Source organism: Mesorhizobium sp. B2-4-15 (genome assembly GCF_006658505.1).
Taxonomy (GTDB): domain Bacteria; phylum Pseudomonadota; class Alphaproteobacteria; order Rhizobiales; family Rhizobiaceae; genus Mesorhizobium.
The window spans coordinates 1-13,973 of sequence record NZ_VFUZ01000027.1 but is presented as its reverse complement, the minus strand read 5'-3'; the positions used below and the strand labels follow the sequence as shown (position 1 = coordinate 13,973).

General features: G+C 62.9%; 13 protein-coding genes. 6 read left to right on the top strand and 7 right to left on the bottom strand.

Translation table 11 applies throughout. From position 1 onward, the window contains the following. Nucleotides 1-301: 301 nt before the first annotated feature. From FJ930_RS24975 to FJ930_RS24955, 5 genes are all read left to right on the top strand, one after another. Nucleotides 302-1,894 (top strand): ABC transporter substrate-binding protein, encoded by a 1,593-nt coding sequence (locus tag FJ930_RS24975; protein ID WP_141840510.1) that lies wholly within the window; start codon nt 302-304, stop codon nt 1,892-1,894. Nucleotides 1,895-1,944: 50 nt separating this feature from the next. After that, entirely contained in the window at nt 1,945-2,952 is a 1,008-nt protein-coding gene (locus FJ930_RS24970; protein ID WP_140744573.1) for an ABC transporter permease subunit, read from the top strand. Nucleotides 2,953-3,022: 70 nt separating this feature from the next. After that, on the top strand, nt 3,023-3,877 hold the full coding sequence (locus FJ930_RS24965; protein ID WP_210240615.1) for an ABC transporter permease subunit: 855 nt from the start codon (nt 3,023-3,025) through the stop codon (nt 3,875-3,877). 2 nt (nt 3,878-3,879) lie between these two features. Continuing rightward, the gene (locus tag FJ930_RS24960; protein ID WP_141840547.1) at nt 3,880-4,731 is read left to right on the top strand and encodes an ABC transporter ATP-binding protein; all 852 of its coding nucleotides are present in this window, start codon (nt 3,880-3,882) and stop codon (nt 4,729-4,731) included. After that, nucleotides 4,728-5,555 (top strand): dipeptide ABC transporter ATP-binding protein, encoded by an 828-nt coding sequence (locus FJ930_RS24955; protein WP_140744571.1) that lies wholly within the window; start codon nt 4,728-4,730, stop codon nt 5,553-5,555. Before FJ930_RS24960 ends, FJ930_RS24955 begins: the two co-directional genes overlap by 4 nt. 167 nt (nt 5,556-5,722) lie before the next feature. Here FJ930_RS24955 and FJ930_RS24950 read toward each other — a convergent pair whose 3' ends face one another. The 5 genes from FJ930_RS24950 to FJ930_RS24925 form a co-directional block, all read right to left on the bottom strand. Then, nucleotides 5,723-6,988, bottom strand: a complete 1,266-nt coding sequence (locus tag FJ930_RS24950) for a cysteine desulfurase-like protein (protein WP_141840508.1) — start codon at nt 6,986-6,988, stop codon at nt 5,723-5,725. A gap of 43 nt (nt 6,989-7,031) precedes the next feature. After that, nucleotides 7,032-7,706: an amino acid ABC transporter permease gene (locus tag FJ930_RS24945; protein WP_140744567.1), complete on the bottom strand. Its 675-nt coding sequence runs from the start codon at nt 7,704-7,706 to the stop codon at nt 7,032-7,034. Between the two features lie 219 nt (nt 7,707-7,925). Next, nucleotides 7,926-8,723 (bottom strand): ABC transporter substrate-binding protein, encoded by a 798-nt coding sequence (locus FJ930_RS24935; protein WP_141840506.1) that lies wholly within the window; start codon nt 8,721-8,723, stop codon nt 7,926-7,928. Between the two features lie 90 nt (nt 8,724-8,813). Continuing rightward, complete coding sequence (locus FJ930_RS24930; protein ID WP_246677018.1) at nt 8,814-10,004, bottom strand: pyridoxal phosphate-dependent aminotransferase; 1,191 nt, start codon at nt 10,002-10,004, stop codon at nt 8,814-8,816. 159 nt (nt 10,005-10,163) lie between these two features. Further along, nucleotides 10,164-10,961, bottom strand: coding sequence for an HpcH/HpaI aldolase/citrate lyase family protein (locus FJ930_RS24925; protein ID WP_141840504.1), 798 nt, complete (start codon nt 10,959-10,961; stop codon nt 10,164-10,166). 123 nt (nt 10,962-11,084) lie between these two features. Between FJ930_RS24925 and FJ930_RS24920 the strand changes: the two genes are divergently transcribed. Continuing rightward, nucleotides 11,085-12,176: an LLM class flavin-dependent oxidoreductase gene (locus FJ930_RS24920; protein WP_141840503.1), complete on the top strand. Its 1,092-nt coding sequence runs from the start codon at nt 11,085-11,087 to the stop codon at nt 12,174-12,176. A gap of 60 nt (nt 12,177-12,236) precedes the next feature. Here FJ930_RS24920 and FJ930_RS24915 read toward each other — a convergent pair whose 3' ends face one another. After that, nucleotides 12,237-12,632 carry a RidA family protein gene (locus FJ930_RS24915; protein ID WP_141840502.1) on the bottom strand — a complete coding sequence of 132 codons (396 nt, stop codon included), beginning with the start codon at nt 12,630-12,632 and terminating at the stop codon, nt 12,237-12,239. A 78-nt stretch (nt 12,633-12,710) separates the two neighbouring features. Next, entirely contained in the window at nt 12,711-13,859 is a 1,149-nt protein-coding gene (locus tag FJ930_RS24910; RefSeq protein ID WP_141840501.1) for an acyl-CoA dehydrogenase family protein, read from the bottom strand. Nucleotides 13,860-13,973 lie beyond the last annotated feature (114 nt).

Below are 13,973 nucleotides of genomic sequence, written 5' to 3'. Positions count from 1 at the left end.
GCCGAAAATCTTTCCCGCCGGCGACACTTGGACCCGGTATCTTTCCACATCCGCGGTCGGACGAGGGCGAACACGGCGCCGATCTCACGGAACCGCCGATCAATAAAAAAATGCGGTCGTTAACAATATCGTGAATGGAAAAAACTGCTCATTTTTTCTGCCGTTTAGTGAAATCGCGGATTTTTTTCCTGCTTCCCGCCGGGTAAGCAAGCGGGGTGTTCCAAAGCCGGAAAAACGGTGCTTATATGCGCGCTTCGCGAGCCTGATAGAGGGGCTTGGAAGAACATCTAGGGAGTGCTCAATGAAGAAGAAATTGACTTTTGCAGCCGCGTTGCTGGCTGCAAGCGTCCTGGGGGGCGTGGCCAACGCGAAAACCTTGGTCTATTGCGCTGAGGCTTCGCCGGAAGGTTTCGACCCGGCGCCGTACACCGCGGGACAGACGTTCGATGCTTCCTCGCGTACCGTTTTCAACCGTCTCGTCGAATTCGATCATGGCAAGACCACGATCTCGCCCGGCCTGGCCGAGAGCTGGACGATCTCCGACGACGGCAAGGAATACACCTTCAAGCTGCGCAAGGGCGTCAAGTTCGCCCCCACCGACTATTTCACGCCGACGCGCGACCTGAACGCCGACGATGTGGTGTTCTCCTTCCAGCGTCAGGTCGACAAGAACGGTCCCTGGTTCCAGTACATTCCGGGTATCGCCTACCAGTACTACAACGACCAGTTCGGCGATAACATCACCAAGGTGGAGAAGGTCGACGACCTGACGGTCAAGTTCAGCCTGAAGGAGCCGGCGATCACTTTCATCCCGACGCTGGGCATGGATTTCGCATCCATCGTTTCCAAGGAATATGCCGACAAGCTGCAGGCGGACAAGACGCCTGAATTGTTCAATCAGAAGCCGATCGGTACCGGTCCGTTCATCTTCGTCGATTACCAGACCGACGCGGCCATCCGCTACAAGGCCAATCCGGATTACTGGGGCGGCAAGCAGAAGATCGACGATCTGGTCTTCGCCATCACCACCGATCCGGCAGTGCGCGCGCAGAAGCTCAAGGCCGGCGAATGCAACATCATGTCCTACCCGGCACCGGCCGACATCAAAGGTCTGCAGGCTGATCCGAACCTGACGGTCGCGGAGCAGGAAGGCCTCAACGTTGGCGCGTTGATGTACAATACCCAGCAGAAGCCGTTCGATGATGTGCGCGTCCGCAAGGCGCTCAACATGGCCATCAACAAGAAGGCCATTATCGACGCCGTGTTCCAGGGCGCGGGCCAGGTGGCGATCAACCCGATCCCGCCGACCATGTGGTCCTACAACAAGGAAGTGAAGGACGATCCGTACGATCCGGATGCGGCCAAGAAGCTGCTCGCGGAAGCCGGCGTCAAGGACCTCAAGATGAACGTCTGGGCGATGCCCGTGTCGCGTCCGTACATGCCGAACGCGCGCCGCACCGCCGAACTGATCCAGGCCGACTTCGCCAAGGTCGGCGTCACCGTCAACATCGTCAGCTATGATTGGGGCGAATACCTCAAGCGCGCTTCCGCCGTCGATCACGACGGCGCCGTCATCGTCGGCTGGACCGGCGACAATGGCGATCCGGACAACTTCCTCGGCGTCCTCCTGAGCTGCGCTTCCGTCGGTTCGAACAACCGCGCGGAATGGTGCAACAAGGATTTTGACGCGCTCATCAACAAGGCCAAGACGGTTTCCGACCAGGCCGAGCGCACCAAGCTCTACGAAAAGGCACAGGTCATCTTCAAGGAGCAGGCACCGTGGGCGACGCTCGCCCACTCGAAGGTGTTCATGCCGATGCAGAAGACCGTCACCGGCTTTGCGATGGATCCGCTCGGCATCCATCGCTTTGACGGCGTCGATATCGCCGAATAAGGTTCGCGAAACGGGGCGGTGCCACAGGGTGCCGCCCCACCTCGCCCGCCATGCTGCGTTATATCCTCGGCAAGCTCGCCCTCATCATCCCGACCTTCATCGGGATAACCATCCTCGCTTTCGGCTTCGTGCGCATCCTGCCCGGTGATCCGGTGCTGGTGCTTGCGGGCGAACGTGGCCTGTCGCCCGAACGTCACACGGCGCTGATGCACCAGTTCGGTTTCGACCAGCCGATCTGGCAACAATATCTGACCTATCTGACCAACATTCTCAGCGGTGATTTCGGCACCTCGTTCTCCACCAAGACGCCGGTGCTCAAGGATTTCCTGGTGCGGTTCCCGGCGACCGTCGAACTCGCCATCTTCGCCATGATCTTTGCCATCGTCTTCGGTGTCGCCTTCGGCATCTTCGCCGCGATCCGCCGTGGCTCCTGGTTCGACCAGCTGACCATGGGCACGGCCCTTGCGGGCTACTCCATGCCGATCTTCTGGTGGGGGTTGCTGCTGATCATCGTCTTCTCCGGCATGCTGCACTGGACGCCGGTCTCCGGCCGCATCGACCTGCTCTACTTCTTCAAGCCGGTGACCGGCTTCATGACCATCGATTCCCTGATTTCCGAACAGAAAGGCGCCTTCCGCTCGGCGCTGTCGCACCTGATCCTGCCCACCATCGTGCTCGGCACTATACCGCTCGCCGTCATCGCCCGGCAGACGCGCTCGGCGATGCTCGAGGTGCTGGGTGAAGATTATGTGCGCACCGCGCGCGCCAAGGGCCTGGCGCCACGCCGCGTCATCGGCCTGCATGCCTTTCGCAACGCGCTGATCCCGGTCGTCACCACCATCGGCCTCCAGGTCGGCACGCTGCTCACCGGCGCCATCCTGACCGAGAGCATCTTCTCCTGGCCTGGCATCGGCAAATGGATGATCGACGCCATTTCCAAGCGCGACTATTTCACCGTGCAGGGCGGGTTGCTTTTGATCGCGCTGATCGTCATGTCGGTGAATCTCATCGTCGACGTGCTCTACGCCGTCATCAACCCGCGCATACGGGCGAATTGACATGACCAATGAAGGCCCAGCCACTATCGAAGCCGCGACCGTCGTCAGACCGCAGGACGCGCGGCTGCAGATGTTCGCCGAGTTCTGGCATTACTTCTCCATCAACAAGGGCGCGGTGATAGGTCTCGTCGTCTTCGCGCTGCTGATCCTGATCGCCATCTTCGCGCCGCTGCTCGCGCCGCATTCACCGGACGACCAGTTCCGCGATTTCTTCCTGACGCCGCCGGCCTGGCAGGCGGGCGGCAACGCCCAGTTCCTGCTTGGCACCGACGCCGTCGGCCGCGACATCCTTTCGCGCCTGGTCTACGGTTCGCGCTTCTCGCTTGCCATCGGCTTCGTCGTCGTCACCACGGCGCTGATCTCCGGCGTCATCCTCGGTCTGCTTGCCGGCTATTGCCGCGGCTGGGTCGATACGTTGATCATGCGCGTCATGGACATCATCCTGGCCTTCCCGTCACTGCTTCTGGCACTGGTGCTGGTCGCGGTGCTTGGCCCCGGCCTCGTCAATGCCATGATCGCCATCGCCTTCGTGCTGCAGCCGCATTTCGCCCGGCTCACCCGCGCCGCCGTGATGGCGGAGAAGAACCGTGAGTATGTGATCTCGGCCAAGGTCGCCGGCGCCAGCCATCTCAGGCTGATGCTGGTCACCATCCTGCCCAACTGCATTGCGCCGCTGATCGTGCAGGCGACTTTGTCCTTCTCCAATGCCATCCTCGAGGCGGCCGCGCTTGGCTTCCTCGGTATGGGCGCGCAGCCACCGACACCCGAATGGGGCACCATGCTCGCCGAAGCGCGCGAGTTCATCCTGCGCGCCTGGTGGGTGGTGACCTTTCCGGGCCTCGCCATCCTCATCACCGTCTTTGCCATCAACCTGATCGGCGACGGCCTGCGCGACGCGCTCGACCCCAAGCTGAAGAGGTCGTGAGCATGTCACTGCTCGAGATCAAGAACCTCACCGTTTCCTTCGACACCGCCGCCGGCCCGTTCATGGCCGTGCAAGGCATCGACCTTTCGATCGAGCCACGCGAAGTGCTGGCGATTGTCGGCGAATCCGGTTCGGGCAAATCGGTGTCGATGCTGGCCGTGATGGGGCTTCTTCCCAACACGGCAACGGTCAAGGCAGACCGCATGGCCTTCGATGGCGTCGACCTGCTGAAGCTCAGCCCGTCCGAGCGGCGCAAGATCATCGGCAAGGACATCTCGATGATCTTCCAGGAGCCGATCGCCAGCCTCAACCCGTGCTTCACCGCCGGTTTCCAGATCGAGGAGGTGCTGCGCTTCCACATGGGCATGGACCGCGCCCAGCGCCGCGCACGCGCCATCGAACTTATGAAGCTGGTCGGCATCGCCGATCCGGAATTGCGGTTGAGTTCCTTCCCGCATCAGATGTCGGGCGGCCAGTGCCAGCGCATCATGATCGCAATCGCCATTGCCTGCAATCCGAAGCTTCTGATCGCGGACGAGCCGACCACCGCGCTCGACGTCACCATTCAGAAGCAGATCCTGGACCTGCTGGTCTCGCTGCAGGCCAAATACGGCATGGGTCTGATCATGATCACCCACAATATGGGCGTGGTGGCCGAGACCGCCGACCGCGTCATCGTCCAGTACAAGGGCCGCAAGATGGAAGAGGCCGACGTGCTGTCGCTGTTCGAATCGCCGAAAAGCAATTACACGCGCGCGCTGCTGTCGGCGCTGCCGGAAAACGCCGTCGGTGACCGGCTGCCGACCGTCTCCGAGGTGATGTTCGAGCCGGCGCCGTCGGGAGCCAGAGCATGACCAGGGTTGTCGAGGGCAAGAACATCGTGCGCGACTACCATGTCGGCGGCGGCCTGTTCACCGGACCGCGCACCGTGCATGCGGTCAAGGGCGTCTCCTTCAACGTGGACAAGGGCAAGACGCTGGCCATTGTCGGCGAAAGCGGCAGCGGCAAGTCGACGCTTGCCCGCATTATCACCCTGATCGATCCGGCGACAGCGGGCGAGCTGTTCATCGACGGTAAGAAGGTCGACATCGCCAGGGGCGGTCTGACCAGGGAGATGCGCCGCAAGGTGCAGATCGTCTTCCAGAATCCTTACGGCTCTCTCAATCCGCGCCAGAAGATCGGCGACGTGCTGGGCGAGCCGCTGCTGATCAACACCGACAGATCGGCGGCGGACCGGCGCGACCTCGCCATGAAGATGCTGAAGAAGGTCGGTCTCGGTCACGAGCACTACAACCGCTATCCGCACATGTTCTCGGGCGGCCAGCGCCAGCGCATCGCCATTGCCCGCGCGCTGATGCTGAATCCGAGCCTGCTGGTGCTGGACGAGCCGGTCTCGGCGCTCGACCTGTCGGTGCAGGCGCAGGTGCTCAACCTGCTCGCCGACCTGCAGGACGAATTCCAGCTGACCTATGTCTTCATCAGCCACGACCTGTCCGTCGTGCGCTACATCGCCGACGATGTCATGGTGATGTATCTGGGCGAGGCGGTCGAATATGGATCGCGCGAAGAGGTCTTCGCCGACCCCAAGCACAGCTACACCAAGACCCTGTTCGCCGCGACCCCGCGCGCCGACGTGGCCTCGATCAAGGCGAGGCTGGCGAAGAAGAAGGCTGCCTGAGTCGGCGTGTCGATATTCAGGTGAGGCCGGCCTGCGAATGGCAGCTTCCTGCGCTTCCGGTGCTCACGTACTTAAGTACGCTCCGCTCCGGTTCTCGGAATCCGCCACTCTCGACTCGGCCTGACCTGAATCTCGAAACGCCTTGGCCTCCCGCTGTGATCAGTCGGTTACGACAACTTGGCGATGATGGCGCGCAGCGCCTCGCCGAAACGGTGGATCTCCTCGACCGTGTTGTAATGGACCAGCGAGGCGCGGATGGCGCCGCTGTCCATCGACAGGTTGAGGCGCTTCATCAGCCGTGGCGCGTACATGTGCCCATCGCGGATGCCGATCTGCATGTCGGCCATTTCCTCGACGATTCGCTGCGGTGACAGCTTGCCGACGTTGAAGCAGAAGGTCGGCACGCGTTCGTTGATGCGGGCCTCGTCGGCAACGCCATAGATGGTTGCGCCGCAGCCCTTGAGCACGGCGAGCATTTCGCGCGCCAACACCAATTCATAGTCGCGGATGGCGCCCATGCCGGCGACGATGTTTTCGCGCCGCGAGCGGTTGTTCGAGGGCGCAAGGTTGCGTCCGATCAGTTCCAGATACTGCACGGCCGCGTCCATCCCGGAGACGTTCTCGTAGATGAACGTTCCGGCCTCGACCTTGTAGGGCGGTTCGTCCGGAATGAAATCCTCGCGGAAGGTCGGTAGCCGCTTCAGCGTCTCGAAGCGGCCCCACAGGAAGCCCATATGCGGCGAGAAATTCTTGTAACCCGAGCAGACGAGATAATCGCAGTCCCAGGCCTGGACGTCGATCAGCCCATGCGGCCCGTAATGCACGCTGTCGAGGAACACCTCGGCGCCGGCGGCGTGGGCGATCTTGGCCACCGAGGCGACATCGACAATCGAGCCGATCGAATGCGCCGTCACCGTGCAGGCGACAAGGCGGGTGCGATCGGAAACCAGCGGCTTGAGGTCGTCGACATGCAGGTTGCCGTCCTCGCGCATGCGCCACCACTTGAACTTTGCGCCGGCGGATTCCAGCGCCAACCAGGTGGCGATGTTGGCGTCATGGTCCATGTCGGTGACGACAATCTCGTCGCGCTCCTGCAGCATCTGGCCGATGCCCAGGCTGACGAGACGGATGAACGAAGTCGCGTTCATGCCGAAGCAGATTTCCGCCGGGCTGTAGGCATTGATCAGCAACGCAACGCTTGTCCGCGCATCGGCGACCGACTGGTCGACGCTGACGCTGCGGCCATAGCGGCCGCCGCGCTGCACATTATGCGAAACCAGGTGGTTGGTAACCGCGTCGAGCACGCTTTGCGGGATCTGCGCGCCGGCGGCGTTGTCCAGGAAGATGAAGTCGCCAGCTCTTTGCAATGCCGGGAACATCGCGCGGATGGTGTCGACGGGAAAGCCGCCGCCGGCGGATTGGGAATTGCTCAAGGTTGTCTCCTGCGAAATGTTTTTGCAGACGGGATTGGGGCGATCAGCGCGACTTTTCGGTCTTGAAGCGGCGCTCGAGCAGGCTGACGAGGCGCACCATCGGCCAGAGGAAGATAAGATAGACGAGCGCGGCGCCAATCAGTGGCGAGGGGTTGGCGTAGAGCGATTGCGCGTTGGTCGCTTCCTTCAAGAGCTCCGGCAGCGCCACGGTCGAGGCGAGCGAAGTGTCCTTGAACATCGAGACACAGTTGCTGGTCATCGGCGGGATGACCACGCGCACCGCCTGCGGCAGCACCACCTTGCGCAAGGTCAAGAGGAACGGCAGGCCGAGCGCCTGCGACGCCTCGAACTGGCCGCGCGGAATGCTCTCTATGCCGGACCGGAACACTTCCGCCGAATAGGCCGACATGATGATGGCGAATGCCGTCACGGCGGACGCCCAGGACGAAAGCCGGATGCCAAGGAAGGGCAGCGCGTAATAGATCAGGATCAGCACGACCAGCACCGGCAAGGCCCGGAAAATGTCGGTATAGCCGACCGCCAGCCAGCGCAGCGGCTTCGGCGCGTAGAGCCGCAGCAGGCTGATCACAAGGCCTATGGGAATGCCGATGCCGATGCTGAGCAGGCCGAGCAGCAGCGTGTTCAGGAAGCCGCGCAGCAGCGCCGGCAGGCTGGACGCAATGACATCGGCGTTGAAGAAGGTGTCGATCAGCGACATGGGAGCGTTCCCGAACCGTTTTGCGTCCCGTGACGCCGGAGCAATTCCAGGAAAAGTGCGAGACGGTTTTTCGTCCGGAATTGCGTCGAAACAAGGAGATGGAGCAAGGCCCGGAACATCAAATCGGTTTCTGCACCGACCTGCGGTTCCGGGAAGGAATGCATGAAATGAACCGTGCCGGCCTGCAAAGCCGGCACGGCTCCTTTTTTGCCGGTCCGCTCAAGCCTTCGGCAGCGGCATTTCCTTGACCGTCGAAGAGTCCGCCGGCGCGTCGCTGCCAAACCACTTCTTGTGGATCGCTGCCAGCGTGCCGTCCTTCTTCATCGCGCTCAGCGCATCGTTCAGCTTGCCGAGCAGCGGGTGGTCCTTGGTCATCATCAGGCCGTACTGCTCGCCGGTCTTGATGCGCTGCTTGACGGTCAGGTCCTTCATCTTGGTGAAGGAGTACTGCATGCCCGGAATGTCGCTGACGGCGGCATCGATGCGGCCGGCGCTGAGATCGAGCAGAAGGTTCTGCTGCGTGTCATAGCCCTTCACGTCGCTGAAGCCGTCGGCCTCCTGATGTGCCTTGACCCAGGTCTCGCCGGTCGAGCCGGACAGCACGCCGACGATCTTGCCCTTGAGGTCGGCCTCGGCGTTGATCGGGCTGTCGGTCTTCGTCGCGATGCCCATGTCGGAATCATAATAGGGCTGCGTGAAGGACTGCGACTTCATCCGCTCCGGCGTGATGGTGATCGACGAGATGGCGACATCGATGCGCTTCGACGTGGTGGCGGCGAACAGCGCCTGGAAGCCGAGATCGGCGATGTCGGTTGTCATGCCGACGCGCTTGGCTGCCTCGTTGACGATGTCGACTTCAAAGCCTTCGAAGGTGCCGCTCTCGTTCTTGTATTCGAAGGGCGGGTTGGTCGGGTAGGCACCGACATTGAGCACATCTGCGGCATAGGCGGTGGCCGGGCCGGCGGCGATGCCGATGGCGGCGGCGAACAGGATAAGATTGCGACGGGTGAGCTTCATTGGTGTTCCCTCTGGGGTGTCCCCTCTGGTTGTTGATCGGGCGGGGCTGGCCCCGCACGGTTTCTTGCCGTCCCACCTCCCAGCGGGGCGTCAATTCATGGCGACGACCATGCGGTCGAGCGCGGTCGCTATCTGGTCGCGATCGCGGCAGACGCACATGCGCAGGAATGCCGCCGAGGAGCTTCCGAACAAATGGCCGGGCGCCAGACCGACCCGCGCTGTTTCGAGGATCCTGGCGCAGGCCTGCCGGGCATCACTTTCGCCCTCGATCGCAAAGAACGCATACATGCCGCCGCGCGGTTTCCCCGGCAGGATGATGCCCGGAATCCGTGCCAGCCGGTCATAAGCAAGATCGAGGCCGGTCCTGATTCGCTGCCGGATCTTCTCGACCAGCGGCTCGCCCTGGCGGATGGCGGCAACCGCGCCGGCCTGAATCGGGGCGGCGGTGCCGCTGTTGATGTACTGGGTCATGGCGCCCAGCTGGTCGGCGACACCCGATGGATGGGTCAGCCAGCCAATGCGCCAGCCGGTCATTGCCCAGGCTTTCGAAAAGCTGTTGACCGACAGCACGCGGTCGCCGTCCTCGGCGATCGGCAGGATGGAGGGCGCGACGTCGCCATCGAAATAGAGCCGGCCATAGACCTCGTCTGATATGATCCAGATGCCGGTGCGCCGGCTGAAGTCGAGCAGCGCCTGCATTTCCGCGCGCGATGCGGTCCAGCCGGTCGGATTGGACGGCGTCGACAGGAAGATGGCGCGGGTGCGCGCGTCGCAGGTGGCGAACAGCCGGTCGAGATCGAGGTGCCAGTCGCCCTTGAAATCGAGCGAGAACGGCCGCGGTTCGCCGCCGATCAGGTGGATGGCGTTGTGGATGTTGGGCCATTGCGGCGCGACATAGACCACGTTGGTGCCGGTATCGACCAGCAGTTCCAGGGCAAGATACAGCGCCTGCATCCCGCCCGGCGTGACGGTGGTGCGTGGGATCGGGATCGGCCGGCCATGGATGCGCGTCTGGTATTCCGACAGCGCTTCATTCAACGGGCCATGGCCGCGCATATTGGGAACGTAGAAGGTCAGGCCTTCATCGAACGCCGCCTTTGCGGCGTCACGGATAAAGGCCGGTGTCACCATGTCGCCTTCGCCGTACCAGAGCGCGATGACATCGCCCAGTTCGCGTGCGCGCACCGCGAGGTTGGCGATGTTCTCGGTATGAAGGTCGCGGATCTGGGCGCGCACACCATCGAAAACATAGCGCGCGCTGGACGATGACTGGGGCAGCACGAACGACAAGGACTGAACCCCTCCACCCTAAGCATCATCACGGACTGGCCGGCAACCTCCTCGGCACGGCAGCCACCATCGACTTCGAATGCTTATCCAAAGTGGGGCGCTTTTCAAGGCGAAAGTTTTAAGCTTAAAAAGTTTGACCGGCCTGTTGCCTTAACGATACGTCTCTTTTGCATAGCTGCGCCCGTTTTGCGCCAGTTCGACGCGCGCGGCAGCACAGTTGGCCGCGGCGCCGGCACCGAGAAACATCGTGTCGCTGGCCAGCACGAAGAAGCTCGCTCCGATGGCTGCCCATCGGCCGATACTCTGTGGGCTGGCGCAGAATATGCCTGCGGTCCTGCCGTGCGCGATCGTAGCGCCGATGATCGTGCCGATCGCCTCGTTGAGCTTGTCCGCGCCTTTCGGTCCCACCGCATCGATCGACACCGAGAGATCGCCGGGACCGACGAAGATCATGTCGACGCCATCGATGGCCGCGATCGCTTCGATACTGGCGAGCCCCTCCGATGTCTCGACCTGCACCGCGACGACGATCCGCTCATTGGCGCCGGCAAGATATTCGGGAATGCGATAGCCGTAGCCGGCGGCCCGGCCGGGCCCGACGCCGCGCTCGCCCAGCGGCGGATAACGCGAGGCCTTCACCGCCATCGCCGCCTGGGCTGATGTCGAAACGCGCGGCACCAGCACGCCTTGCGCGCCGCTGTCGAGTGCGGCCTGGATGGCTTCCGGCGCATGGCCGGGAACGCGCACCATCGCCGGCACGCGGTGAACGTCGGCCGCGCGCACCATGGCCTCGATCGTGTCGCGCGAAATCTGCGCATGCTCCCAGTCGATGCAGACGAAGTCGAGGCCGGCGAGCGCCATCACCTCGACCGCGACGGGATGGGGAATGGCGGCGAACGAGCCGACGAGCCTCGTCTTGCCGATGCATTTCTGGCGGAATTCGCTCATGCCGATCCCCTTTTTGTGCTGCCCAATCCATATCCGCAAACGATGGCAAGGCGAAGCTATTTCAGGCTTGAAATATTTTCGCGCGGGCCTAGTCTGCGTGGTCTCCCGCCGCGAGTTCCCTAGGTGATCAAAGCCCATCCCCTGCACGGCCAAAACAAACTGAAACTCGGCGTCTTTTCGACCAATGCCGATGGCGGCCTTGCCATCACCGACGTGCCGGAACGCTGGACGGCAAGCTGGCAGGACAATCTGACAGCGGCCCAGATCGCCGACCGCGCCGGGCTCGAGTTCATGCTGCCCATCGCGCGCTGGCGCGGTTTTGGCGGCCGCAACAACGTGCGCGAATGGTCGTTCGAGACCTTCACCTGGGCGGCGGCCCTTGGCGTCGCCACCGAGCAGATCGGCCTGTTCATGACCGTGCACGTGCCGCTGGTGCATCCGCTTTATGCCGCCAAGGCGCTGGCGACGGTCGACCATATCAGTCAGGGCCGCGCCGGTCTCAACATCGTCTGCGGCTGGAACCCGAAGGAATTCGGCATGTTCGGCACGCCGCTGGTGGAAAAGGGCTATGAGCAGGCCGCGGAATGGATTGAGATACTGGAGCGGCTTTATGCCTCGAACGAACCACTCGACTATGAAGGCATCTATTATCGCCTGAAGGAAGCGGTCAGCCGGCCAGCCAGCCTGCAGGTGCCGCGCCCGGTGACCATGAATGCCGCTTTCGGCGGCCCGGGCCGCGATTTCGCCGCCGCCCATTGCGACTATCTGTTCACGACCTTTTCCGAGATGGGCGATGCCGGCAAGCATGTCGCCGACATCCGTGAACGGGCCGACAAGGCTGGCCGCGATGTCGGCGTCTACACCGTGGCGCATGTCGTCTGCCGCCCGACCATGGAGGAGGCGCAGGCCTATTATAACAGCTATGCCGTCACGATGGCCGACCATGAGGCGGTCGATGCCCATATGGCCGGCAAGAAGGAATTCTCGCAGTCGCACGACCCGCACGCCTACGACCGCTACCGCCAGCGCTTTGCCGGCGGCGCCGGCACCTACCCCTTGGTTGGAACGCCGGAATCAATTGCTGCGGAGATGGCCGCCATTGCCGGCCATGGCTACCAGGGCATCGCGTTGTCCTTCGTCAACTACACGCAGGAGCTGCCCTATTTCTGCGATCACGTGCTGCCGCTGCTGAGGCGGGCCGGGCTTCGCGAGTAGCAGCTGTGCTCCCCAATTTCGTCATCAATTCCCCAGAGTTGATGACGAAGCGATAGGCGTTTACTCCGGGATAACGGCGGTTGCCTGGATTTCTATCTTGGCGCGATTCTCGACCAGCGCCATCACCTGCATGGCGGCCATTGCCGGAAAATGCCGGCCGATCACCGCGCGATAGGCTTCGCCTAGCCCTTTGAGGTTGGCCAGATACTCGGCCTTGTCGATGAAATACCAGGTCATCGAAGTGATATGTTGCGGCGTAGCGCCAGCCTCCGCCAGCACCGCCACGACGTTTTCCAGCGTCTGCTTCACCTGGCCGACAAAGTCGTCGGTTTCGAACTGGCACTGTCCGTTCCAGCCGACCTGTCCACCGACGAAGATGAGACGCCCGCGCGCCGCCACGCCATTGGCGTAGCCGACCGGTTTTGCCCAGCCTTCCGGCTGCAGGATCTCGTGCATCTCAACTCTCCGTCTGTCCAATATCGGGTCCGCAATATCCGCGTTCGAAAACAATCCAGTCCGTCGACGCGACCTGTTTCAGGCCGCGCCCATCACCTGCCGCGCGATCACCACTTTCTGCACGTCGGATGCACCCTCGTAGATGCGCAGCGCGCGGATCTCGCGATACAGGCTCTCGATGATGTGGCCCTTGCGCACGCCGTCGCCGCCATGCAACTGCACCGCCTTGTCGATCACCTCCTGCGCCTTGTCGGTGGCGAACAGCTTGGCTATCGCCGCCTCGCGCGTTACCCGCGCGGCGCCCATGTCCTTGGTCCAGGCGGCGCGGTAGACCAGAAGGGCAGCCGCATCGACGTCGAGCGCCATGTCGGCGATATGGCCTTGCACCATCTGCAGCTCGGCCATGGGTGCCCCGAACAGCTTGCGCTCGGCTACCCGTTTGATGCTCTCGTCCAGCGCGCGGCGGGCGAAGCCGAGCGCCGCCGCGCCGACGGTCGAGCGGAATACGTCAAGCACCGACATGGCGATGCGGAACCCATCGCCAGGCTTGCCGATCAGCGCCGAGGCGGGCAACCGGACCTGGTCGAAGGAAAGCCGCGCCAGCGGATGCGGCGCGATCACTTCCAGCCGCTCGGCAATGCCGAGCCCCTTGGCGTCGCCAGGCACGAGGAAGGCGGAAAGCCCTTTGGCGCCCGGCGCCTCGCCGGTGCGGGCAAAGACCACATAGAGATCGGCAATGCCGCCATTGGAGATCCAGGTCTTCTCGCCGGTGAGAACATAATCGTCGCCGTCGCGGGTCGCCGTCATCTCGGTGTTGGCGACATCCGAGCCCGAGCGCGGCTCCGACAGGGCGAAGGCGGATATTGCCTTGCCGGCCCGTGTCTTCGCCAGCCATCGCTGCTGTTCCGGCGTGCCGAACAGGCTGAGCGCGCCGGTGCCGAGCCCCTGCATGGCGAAGGCGAAATCGGCGAGCCCGTCATGGCGCGCCAGCGTTTCGCGGGTGATGCACAAGCTCCGGACATCGAGTGGTCCCGGATTTTCGGTATCGAGCGCCGTCGGCTTCAACCAGCCGTCCTTGCCGAGCCTGGCCACCAATTCGCGGCAGGCCGCATCGACATCGTGATGATCGACCGGCAGGTTTTTTGCACACCAGGTTTCGAGGCGATCGGCCAGCTGGCGATGGCGGTCTTCGAAGAAGGGCCAGTTGAGGAAGGAACGGTCAGGCATTTCGGCCTCCGCTGTCTTTCCGATATCGCGCTCTACGGCGCCCCCCTCTGTCCTGCCGGACATCTCCCTCTCTAGGGGGGAGATTGGCAGTTCAAGGCTTGGCACCTGCCTTGC

What these genes read in the sequence shown, in the direction of transcription:
- FJ930_RS24975 (WP_141840510.1), top strand. Translation starts at nt 302, where the DNA reads ATGAAGAAGAAATTGACTTTTGCAGCCGCGTTGCTGGCTGCAAGCGTC.
- FJ930_RS24945 (WP_140744567.1), bottom strand. Translation starts at nt 7,706, where the DNA reads ATGTCGCTGATCGACACCTTCTTCAACGCCGATGTCATTGCGTCCAGC.
- FJ930_RS24925 (WP_141840504.1), bottom strand. Translation starts at nt 10,961, where the DNA reads ATGAGCGAATTCCGCCAGAAATGCATCGGCAAGACGAGGCTCGTCGGC.
- FJ930_RS24955 (WP_140744571.1), top strand. Translation starts at nt 4,728, where the DNA reads ATGACCAGGGTTGTCGAGGGCAAGAACATCGTGCGCGACTACCATGTC.
- FJ930_RS24910 (WP_141840501.1), bottom strand. Translation starts at nt 13,859, where the DNA reads ATGCCTGACCGTTCCTTCCTCAACTGGCCCTTCTTCGAAGACCGCCAT.
- FJ930_RS24965 (WP_210240615.1), top strand. Translation starts at nt 3,023, where the DNA reads ATGTTCGCCGAGTTCTGGCATTACTTCTCCATCAACAAGGGCGCGGTG.
- FJ930_RS24935 (WP_141840506.1), bottom strand. Translation starts at nt 8,723, where the DNA reads ATGAAGCTCACCCGTCGCAATCTTATCCTGTTCGCCGCCGCCATCGGC.
- FJ930_RS24970 (WP_140744573.1), top strand. Translation starts at nt 1,945, where the DNA reads ATGCTGCGTTATATCCTCGGCAAGCTCGCCCTCATCATCCCGACCTTC.
- FJ930_RS24915 (WP_141840502.1), bottom strand. Translation starts at nt 12,632, where the DNA reads ATGCACGAGATCCTGCAGCCGGAAGGCTGGGCAAAACCGGTCGGCTAC.
- FJ930_RS24960 (WP_141840547.1), top strand. Translation starts at nt 3,880, where the DNA reads ATGTCACTGCTCGAGATCAAGAACCTCACCGTTTCCTTCGACACCGCC.